Source organism: Protofrankia sp. CiP1_Cm_nod4, from assembly GCF_982290645.1.
Genome location: NZ_CEVIVC010000065.1, coordinates 17,014 through 26,359, shown reverse-complemented (window position 1 = coordinate 26,359; position 9,346 = coordinate 17,014). Strand labels below are relative to the sequence as shown.

General features: G+C 69.6%; 7 protein-coding genes. 3 read left to right on the top strand and 4 right to left on the bottom strand.

What is annotated here, in order from left to right:
* A partial coding sequence (locus AC5LSR_RS13920; RefSeq protein WP_493468544.1) for an Rv3235 family protein occupies positions 1-685 on the top strand: 685 nt, incomplete at its 5' end.
* Between the two features lie 359 nt (positions 686-1,044).
* Here AC5LSR_RS13920 and secA read toward each other — a convergent pair.
* The gene (gene secA, locus AC5LSR_RS13915) at positions 1,045-4,020 is read right to left on the bottom strand and encodes a preprotein translocase subunit SecA (RefSeq protein WP_250290253.1); all 2,976 of its coding nucleotides are present in this window, start codon (positions 4,018-4,020) and stop codon (positions 1,045-1,047) included.
* 377 nt (positions 4,021-4,397) lie between these two features.
* Between secA and AC5LSR_RS13910 the strand changes: the two genes are divergently transcribed.
* Entirely contained in the window at positions 4,398-4,934 is a 537-nt protein-coding gene (locus AC5LSR_RS13910; RefSeq protein ID WP_493468543.1) for a GNAT family N-acetyltransferase, read from the top strand.
* 201 nt (positions 4,935-5,135) lie between these two features.
* On the opposite strand, the gene AC5LSR_RS13905 is transcribed toward AC5LSR_RS13910, so the two are convergent.
* The 3 genes from AC5LSR_RS13905 to AC5LSR_RS13895 form a co-directional block, all read right to left on the bottom strand.
* Positions 5,136-5,840 carry a response regulator gene (locus AC5LSR_RS13905; protein ID WP_250285908.1) on the bottom strand — a complete coding sequence of 235 codons (705 nt, stop codon included), beginning with the start codon at positions 5,838-5,840 and terminating at the stop codon, positions 5,136-5,138.
* 197 nt (positions 5,841-6,037) lie between these two features.
* Positions 6,038-6,715, bottom strand: a complete 678-nt coding sequence (gene hpf, locus AC5LSR_RS13900) for a ribosome hibernation-promoting factor, HPF/YfiA family (protein WP_250285909.1) — start codon at positions 6,713-6,715, stop codon at positions 6,038-6,040.
* Positions 6,716-6,909: 194 nt separating this feature from the next.
* Entirely contained in the window at positions 6,910-7,758 is an 849-nt protein-coding gene (locus AC5LSR_RS13895; protein WP_250285910.1) for a ComF family protein, read from the bottom strand.
* A 441-nt stretch (positions 7,759-8,199) separates the two neighbouring features.
* Here AC5LSR_RS13895 and AC5LSR_RS13890 point away from each other — a divergent pair, with 441 nt between their 5' ends.
* On the top strand, positions 8,200-9,321 hold the full coding sequence (locus tag AC5LSR_RS13890) for a DUF7847 domain-containing protein (protein ID WP_250285911.1): 1,122 nt from the start codon (positions 8,200-8,202) through the stop codon (positions 9,319-9,321).
* Positions 9,322-9,346: the final 25 nt, after the last annotated feature.

The following is a 9,346-nucleotide window of genomic DNA, read 5'->3' as shown; positions in this document are numbered from 1 at the left end:
GACCACTGCGACCACCGCGGCAGACCTCGCGCACGCGGGTTCCACCCGCACGCGACGCTTCTACCAGATACCGATCGCCCCCACCGACCCGCCGTACGACGACGACCCGCCAGCCGGCGCATGGGGGGCGCACCCACCCACCGGCCCCGCGGCGGCGGCCCCCGTCATCGCGGCGGCGGCCCCGATCGTCCTCGCGCTGCCCCGCACCGAGCATGCCGACCACGGTGATCAGCGGCCGTATCCGGCCAGAGACACGCTGGTACGGCCGCTGCAGCCCCTCCCGGGCCCCGGGCGCACCGACGCCCCGGGCACCGGGGAACTCCCCTCGGCCCGGGCCGCGGCCACCGTCGTCGTGCGGGCCATCGTCGAGGCCGTGACCGGGATCCGGCCCGTCGCGCACCTTGTCGCCTGGACCTCCCCGCGGGTGCAGGCAGATCTTGAACGACTGGTCGCCGGCAACGTCCGGCATCGGCGCCATACCCTTCGCTGCCTGCGGGTGTGCGAGCCACGGGAAGGGATCGCCGAGGTTGCCGCGGTGATCGCCAGAGGCGACCGGGTGTCCGCTATCGCCCTGCGGATGGAGACCGCCGGCAGCCGCTGGCGGGTCACCGCGCTACAGACCGACGCCCTTCGGCACGGTCCGGCAGGCGTACCCCGGGCGGCGGGTACGGCTCCGCTCGCGTAACGCCCAGGTCCGCCCGCGTGGAGCCCGTGCCGCGCGGGCAGCGCGACGCCGGCCGGGGCCGCGCCCTACCGAAGGCCGTCAGGGGCTTCGGCAGGGACGTGTCCGCGCGTCCTCCCGCCGGGCAGGCTCACGGCAGGCAGGCTCACGGCAGGCAGGGAACTGCCGGAAAATAACTCCGGTTGTTGATGTCGGTCTTGTTGCGGGGCTGACAGCAGCCTCTCTCGATCGAGAACCGCAGTTATTGATCGACGGGTCCCAAGATCACGGCGTTCCGCCGAGGGGGCCCGGCGAACGCGCCGCCGCGGCGCGCTCAGCTTCACGTTCTGCCAGGGGCGCCTGGTGGACGCGGCCCAGGGACGTCAGGCGGTGCTGCGATGGGCGGGGTCCCCGTGGCAGCGCTTGTACTTGCGCCCGGAACCACACGGGCAGGGGGCGTTGCGGGCCGGGCGGGCGCTACCGCCGGTCGCCGGCTGCTGCCCACCATGTGCCCCGGCCATGCCCCCGGAGACCCCGGTCGTCACCGTCTCGGAGCCACCGTCCGCTGACGGCGCCGTATAACGAAGATCCCCGGTGGGACGACGCGGCTCCAGGCCCTTGACGAACACCGGCGGTGGCGCGGACACCGGCTGGACATCCACGGTGTTCGCGGCGGCGGAACGCGCTGGTGGCCCGGCCGGCGCCATCGTGCCATCGGCCCCGGCGGGAACAGCCCCGGTGGCGACCGCCGGCCGGACAGCCGTGGGATGGCCGGGCCCCCCGACCACCTGCGCCGCGCCGTCCACCGGGGTGACCGCCGGGCCGGCCGGCGCCGCGCCGGCCTCGGCGGCCGCGGAATCCGCGCCCGGAACCTGCACCTCGGCGTTGAACAGCAGCCTGACCGACTCCTCCTTGATGCCCTCCATCATGGTCTGGAACATGTCGTAGCCCTCCCGCTGGTACTCGACCAACGGGTCACGCTGCCCCATTGCCCGCAGGCCGATTCCCTCCTGCAGGTAGTCCATTTCGTACAGGTGCTCACGCCATTTCCGGTCGAGGACGGCGAGAACGACCCGGCGTTCCAGCTCCCGCATGAGCGGGTCGCCGTCCGGGCCCGGGCCGAGGTCCTCCTCGCGCCGGTCATAGGCATCGTGCGCGTCGGCCTGCAGCTCCTCGATCAGGGTTTCGCCGGTCAGCCCCTCACGGTCGTCGGGGGCCGGCACCTCCACGCCGACCTGGTACAGCTCGCCCAGACCGCTCCAGAGGGTGTCGAGGTCCCATTCCTCGGGATACCCTTCCGCGGTCGCGCCGCGGACGTACGCCTCCACCGTGTCGTCGATGAAATGGCGGACCTGTTCGTGCAGATCGGCCCCTTCGAGAACCTTCCGGCGCTCCTCGTAGATGACGGTGCGCTGTTTGTTCATCACCTCGTCGTACTTCAGGACGTTCTTGCGGATCTCGAAGTTCTGGCCCTCTACCTGGGTCTGCGCGGAACGGATCGCACGAGTGACGATCTTCGACTCGATCGGCACGTCCTCGGGAATGTTGAGCCGGTCCATGATTCCCTCGACGGCCGCGGCGTTGAACAGCCGCATGAGGTCGTCGCCCAGGGACAGGTAGAACCGGGACTCCCCGCGGTCGCCCTGGCGGCCGGCTCGTCCACGCAGCTGGTTGTCGATGCGGCGGGACTCGTGGCGTTCGGTGCCCAGCACGTACAGCCCACCAAACGCCAGGACATCCTCGTGCTCGCTGCTGACCGACGCGCGAGCCTTCTCCAGCGCCTCGGGCCAGGCCGCCTCGTAGTCCTCCGGAGTGTCGATCGGGCTCAGGCCGCGCTGGCGCAGTTCTACCTGGGCGAGGAACTCGGGGTTGCCACCGAGCATGATGTCGGTACCGCGCCCGGCCATGTTGGTGGCGACGGTCACCGCGCCCCGGCGCCCCGCCTCGGCGATGATCGAGGCTTCCCGCTCGTGCTGCTTGGCGTTGAGCACCTCGTGCTTCACGCCGCGCTTGGTCAGCTCCTTGGACAGGTACTCCGACTTCGCCACGCTGGTCGTGCCCACGAGTACCGGCTGGCCCCTGTCGTGGCGCTCGGCGATGTCGTCGACGACCGCGCTGAACTTGGCGACCTCGGTCTTGTACACGACATCGGGCTGGTCGGCCCGGATCATCGGCTTGTTCGTGGGGATCGGCACGACGCCGAGGGTGTAGATCTGGTGGAACTCCGCCGCCTCCGTCATCGCGGTTCCGGTCATTCCGGACAGTTTGTCGTAAAGGCGGAAGTAGTTCTGCAGCGTGATCGTGGCCAGGGTCTGGTTCTCCTGCTTGATCTCAACCTTTTCCTTGGCCTCGATCGCCTGGTGCATACCCTCGCTGTAACGCCGGCCGTGCAGTACCCGGCCGGTGAACTCGTCGACGATGAGAACCTCGCCGTCCGTGACGATGTAGTCCTTGTCCCGGCGGTAGAGCTCCTTTGCCTTCAGGGCGTTGTTGAGGTAGCCGACCAGCGGGGTGTTCACCGATTCGTAGAGGTTGTCGATACCGAGCTGGTCCTCCACCTTGGCCACCCCGCTCTCGGTGATGGCCACCGTCCGCTTGCCCTCTTCCACCTCGTAGTCGACGTCTCTGACCAGGGCCGGGGCGATACGGGAGAACTCGGTGTACCAGCGGGTCGGGTTGTCCGCCGGGCCGCTGATGATCAGCGGTGTCCTGGCCTCGTCGATCAGGATCGAGTCGACCTCGTCGACGACGGCGAAGCTGTGCCCGCGCTGCACGAGCTCATCACCGCTCCAGGACATGTTGTCCCGCAGGTAGTCGAAGCCGAACTCGTTGTTGGTGCCGTAGGTGATGTCGGCCTCGTACTGCTGGCGGCGGACCGCCGGTGGCATCTGCGGGTGGATCACACCGACCGTGAGCCCGAGAAAGCGGTGCACCCGGCCCATGTTCTCCGCGTCCCGCTGGGCCAGATAGTCGTTGACGGTGACAATGTGCACGCCCTTACGGGACAGCGCGTTCAGATAGGCCGGCAGCGTGGAGACGAGGGTCTTGCCCTCACCGGTCTTCATCTCGGCGATGTTGCCCAGGTGCAGGGCCGCCCCGCCCATGATCTGGACGTCGAAGTGCCGCTGGCCGAGGGTCCGCCGGGCCGCTTCGCGTACGGCCGCGAATGCTTCGGGGAGAAGTTCGTCGAGGGTTTCCCCGTCGTCGATCCGCTGCCGGAACTCGTCGGTCATCGCGCGCAGCTCGGCGTCGGTGAGCCCCACGAAGTCGTCCTCGAGGAGGTTCACCTGCTCGGTGATGGCCTTGAGCCTGCGCAGAATACGGCCCTCGCCGGCGCGGAGGATCTTCTCGAGTACCACGGGTGAAACTCCTCGGGCGGCTTGTCGGCTGGGTCACCTACACAACGAGACTAGGCTAGACCCCCGGTGCTGATCGATCCTCCCCGTACGGCGGGTCGGACATCCTTGTGACAGGCGGGACGCTTGTGACAGGCCGGACGCCGCACCAGGCGGCCTCACCCGTCGAAAGGGCCGGCCCTCCCTCCCCACCAGCGGGGCGGTACGGAATCGTGCTGCCGTGCCCGTGCCCGGCCGCGGATCCTCGTGGCTGCTGGCGGATCCGCTCCCGGCCCCGGGGCCCGCCCATCAGAACGTACGGGAACCGCGGTCAGTGCCCGGCCGCCGACGCCTCCCGCGGGCTCGTAGGCGATCCTGACCAGATGCCGAAGCTCGACCCCGTGGAGATCACGGCTGGCCGGATCCACCTCCGCCCGTGGATCCCCGCCGACATCGACGACGTCCACCGTGCCTGCCAGGACCCGGACATCCAGCGCTGGATAAGGATTCCCTCGCCCTACACCCGGCAGGACGCCGAGGCCTACATCACCGGGTTCGCGCCCCGGCAGTGGGACGACGGCCGGGGTGCCCCGTTCGCCGTGCTGGACGCCACGTCGGGGTCGGTGCTGGCCTCCGTGAGCCTGACCGAGGTGACCGACGACGGCCTGGCCACGGTGGGTTACTGGTGCGCGCCGGGCGCACGTGGCCAGGGTGTCGTCAGCCAGGCGGTCGGTGTGGTGAGCCGCTGGGCGTTCCAGGTCCTCGGGGTCGAACGGCTGGAATGGACGGCCGGGGTGGGCAACTGGGCCTCCCGCCGGGTGGCGGAGAAGAACGGGTTCACCATCGAGGGCACGCTGCGCCGGGGCCTCGTCCTGCGCGGCGTCCGGATCGACTGCTGGATCGGCTCCCTGCTGCCGGACGACCGGCCTCCGTCGTGACGGTCAGCAACCATATGGCCGGGCAGCTTCATGCCAGCCGGCCACGACCGACCGGCCGGTCGCGACCGCGTGAAAACAGTCCGGGAAACACGGCGTACGCCAGGAGGAACACGGCATACGCCAGCCCGGCGTGTCCCCGGCCGGGTGGCCGCCACGGCGACCGCCAGCAGGCTCAGGCAGCAGGCGCGGACGGTGACGGATTCAGGTGATTTCCAGCAGCTTCTCCCTGACCGCGTAGACCACCGCCTCCATCCGGGAGTGCAGCTGAAGCTTCTCCAGGATGTTACGGATGTGATTCTTGACCGTGTTCTCACTGATGAACAGCTGCTTGGCGATGTCGCGGTTGTTGAGCCCCTTGGCGACGAGCCGCAGGACCTCCATCTCACGATCGGTGAGCCTGGGGGTGGGCAGCTGCGGCCGACTGTCCGCCTTTTTGATCATTAGTGCGAACTCGCTGAGAAGTTTCGAGGCCATCGACGGGCTGATCAGGCTCTGCCCCCCGTGCACGGCGCGGATGGCGGTGGCAACCTCGTCGATCGAGATCTCCTTGAGCAGGTAGCCCATGGCACCCGCCTTGATCGCGTCGTAGAGGTCGCCCTCCTCGTCGCTGATGGTCAGCATGACGATCTTTGCGCTGGGCACTGCCTGCTTGATTGCGCTGGTCGCGTCGATCCCGCCGCGACGCGGCATCCGGACATCCATGAGGACGATGTCGGGCGCGGTGTCGACCGCCATCGTGACGGCTTCGGAGCCGTCCGGTGCCTCACCGACCACCTCGATGTCCTTCTCCTGCTCAAGGACCATCTGTAGGCCACGCCGAAACAGAGCATGATCGTCAACGACGAGCACCCGGATGGGATCCGGCGACAACGGCTCTTCCCCCGGCTGGCGCCCATCCCCCGTCATATGACCTCCCTCACGTCGCGGCGGACCCCTGCCAGGTGTCCGTGCCGGTGCACGGGCCACCTGGCAGGCGGCTGAAGACATCCACGGCAGATGGTCCCACGTCAATTGGACCTGCATGCCTTTACACCGTTGCGACCATGTCACGAGGCTGGTCGTGGCCGGCCTCCGGATCCGCCTGCCGGTGGCCCGGATACGGCCTATGCGTGAACCGCGGAGTCCTGGTGAGGATCCTGAGCCGCGTCCGCACCCGTATCCGCCTCAAGCCGGATCAGGCCGTAGTCGTATCCACACCGTCGGTAGACGACACTCGGCAGGCCCGTGTGCACGTCACGGAAGAGGTAGAAGTCGTGGCCCACGAGCTCCATATTGGACAACGCTTCGTCAAGAGTCATGGGCGTGGCTCGGTGGACCTTCTCACGGACGACCATGGGGGACGGATCCGCGACACCGTAGTCCGCGTCGCCGCCGGCAGCCGCCGAAGCATCGAGCACACCGACGGCCGGGCTCCCGTCCGGCAGACCGGACGGCCGGTCGGGGGCGGTCTGCGCCAGTGAGGCACGGCCCGCGCCGTTGTGACGGCTCCGCCTGTCGGCAGCCCGCCGTAGCCGTTCGGCGAGCTTCGCCGCGGCCAGGTCGAGCGCCGCGTAGGGGTCGGCCGCGGCAGCCTCCGCGCGGATGACCGGACCCCGTGAGAACACGGTCAGCTCGACACGCTCGCGGACATCCGCCATGCGCGGGTTGCGCTCGCGGGAGAGCTCCGCGTCCACCCGGAACGCCTTGTGATCAAACCTCTCAAGCTTCGCAATCTTGGCCTCGGCCTGCTCGCGGAACCTTTCAGGAACCGCGGTGTGCCTTCCCTTGACCACGATGTCCACTCGTTTCACCTTCCTGTAGACCGGAAGTCGCGACCATCGGGCAGTCCCGACGGATCGGGCCAGGCCCCGCTTCCGGTGTCGTGCCGTGCGCCAGGGCTTATCTGCTGCCTCGTTCCTTCCGCTCGGGCCCCCGGACACCTGGGCCCTCGCCCCGCCTGTCAGTCCCCGTGGTGCCGGTACGGGTGACGACAGTTTTATCCCTCCGGTACCCTGATCGCAGGCAAACGGACAGCTTGGGGCCGGTCATCTCGAGTAGGGCGTCGGTGGGCCAACGTCGCGGCGGCGACCGCCGCCACCGATACCGGTACCGCGCCGGCACGCAGCACCCGAGTGGCTTCGGACAGCGTCGCCCCGGTTGTCACGACGTCGTCGATGACGATGAACAACGCTCCGGGCGTCCCACGGCCGTCCCAGCCGACGGAGGCATCCGGCGGGAAAGACCCGGCCGCGGAAGAAACATGGTCGCCCGGCCCCCGGCCCCCTGGAGCACGGCGCAGGATGAACGCGCCGTCGACATTGGCCGCGCGTTCCGCGGCGCTCAGGCCCGCCTGGTCCGCCACCGGCCGGGCGGGGCGCAGCATCGGCACCACCCGTGCCGGCACGCCCGCTCGGCGCAGCACCCGGGCGGCGCCGTCGCCGAGCCGGCGTACGTGGTCGAACCCGCGCTGACGCACCGCGGCCCGGGTCGACGGCACCGGCACCAGAACGACCGGGCCGTCGTGTGCTGACGCGGCCCTGGCCGCGACCACCGCGCGGGCCAGTGCCGACACGAGTGGCCCGGGGGCGTCCAACCTGCCTCTTTCTTTGAAGGCCAGCAGGATTCGCCGGCACGCGCCGTCGTAGACGGCGCCGGCGAAACACGGTGGCCCTCGCCGCTTCGGGGTGGCCGTCTGTCCCGAAGCGGCGAGGAATGCGGGCCGATCGACCGCGGCCTCACACACCGCGCAGACAGCCGGGCCGGGACGGCCACAGCCGGCACAGCTTCGCGGCAGGAGAAGATCCAGCAGGACCTCGAAAGCGGCGGACAGGTACGTAGCGGACATGTGTCGTATGGTCACCCCGCCGGCCCCGGCCTGACCAGCACCCGGCCCGTCCTGTGGAAAACCCTCGTGGGGCGGGACCTGCCTGTGGACAACGCCCGCCCAGGACGCCCACGACGTGCATGCTCTGTGAGCGCGGCCTTTCCGCAGACGCGAAAAGAAATCGAATGAATACAAATAGTCATCAAAGATGGGCTTTCCTGTCCGCCTGGCACCCAACATCGACAGATCTGGCACGATCGCACTCACCGGGTCCACCGGCAGTAGGGCACGCGGCAGTACGGGCACGCGGCAGGCCGGGCCGATCGTTGGCAGCGCGGATCCATCCATACGGCGAACCGGTCACGGCGGCACGGGTGCGCCGGCCCCGGACAGCGCGCCGGGACACTGGCGCGGCCGCCTCCATCCGGACCGCCGGAGGCCCGAGAAGGTGAGGAGACCGACATGACCGGCGGACCAGGCTGGGGCGACCCCCAGCCACCCGGCGGGCCGAATCCCTCGGACGGCCGGCAGCAGCCGCCGCCACCCGGCTGGGGGCAGCCCCAACCACCGCCGTCCGGCGGGAACCAGCCGCCCTCGCATCCTGGCGGGAACCAGCCCCCATCTCCTGGCGGGAACCAGCCCCCGTCTCCTGATTGGAACCAGTCCCCACCTTCTGGCTGGAACCAGCCGCCATCGGGCTGGGGGCAGCCACAGCCGGCGGGAGGAGCGGGCCAGTGGGGGCCTCTGCCGCAGGCCGAGAAACCGGGGATCATCCCGCTACGGCCGCTGGCCGTCGGCGAAATACTCGACGGCGCCTTCGCCGCGCTGCGGCGCAGCCCCGCGGTAATGATCGGGCTGACCTTCGGTGTCACCACCGCGACACAGATCGTCGCGGCGGCGCTGACCGCGATCGGCCAGCGCGGCTCCACCGGTCTCGCGCTCTCCCTCAGCATCGTGGATATAATCATCAACTTCGTCGTCATCGTCGCGCTGACCGGCGTGCTCAGCGTGGCGGTGAGCGAGCTGACAATGGGTAGCAGCATCCAGATCGGAGAGGTCCTGCGGCGCGTCCGGCCCCGGCTGCCCGGCCTCGCCGGGCTGTCGGTCGTGGTGGCGCTGCTGACCCTGATCGGGCTCATCGGGCTCGTCATCGGCGGCATCTTCGTAGCGGTCGCGCTGGTCCTGGCGACCCCCGCGTTCGTCCTCGAAGGCGGCACGATCAGGACGGCCATGCGGCGCTCGTGGACACTGGTCCGCGGCGCATGGTGGCGCACCTTCGGGATCCTGCTGCTGACGAGCATAGTTGTCGCTGTCCTGCTGTTCGTCCTCGCCTTCATCTTCGGGCTGGCCTTCACCGCCGCCAGCGACGCCCTGACCGATCCGGTCAGCGGCGACTTCACCGGGCCGGGCCTCGCGCTCAACGCGATTATGAGCATCATCATCGACACCGTGATCATGCCGGTCATGGCGAGCGTGGTCGTGCTGCTCTACGTCGATCGCCGCATCCGGCTGGAAGGGCTCGACATGACGCTCGCCCAGGCGGCGCGGGAGCGCCGCGCCGCGACCGGCCAGGGCTATCAGTGACGGGAGCACGAGCATCCGCGGCGGG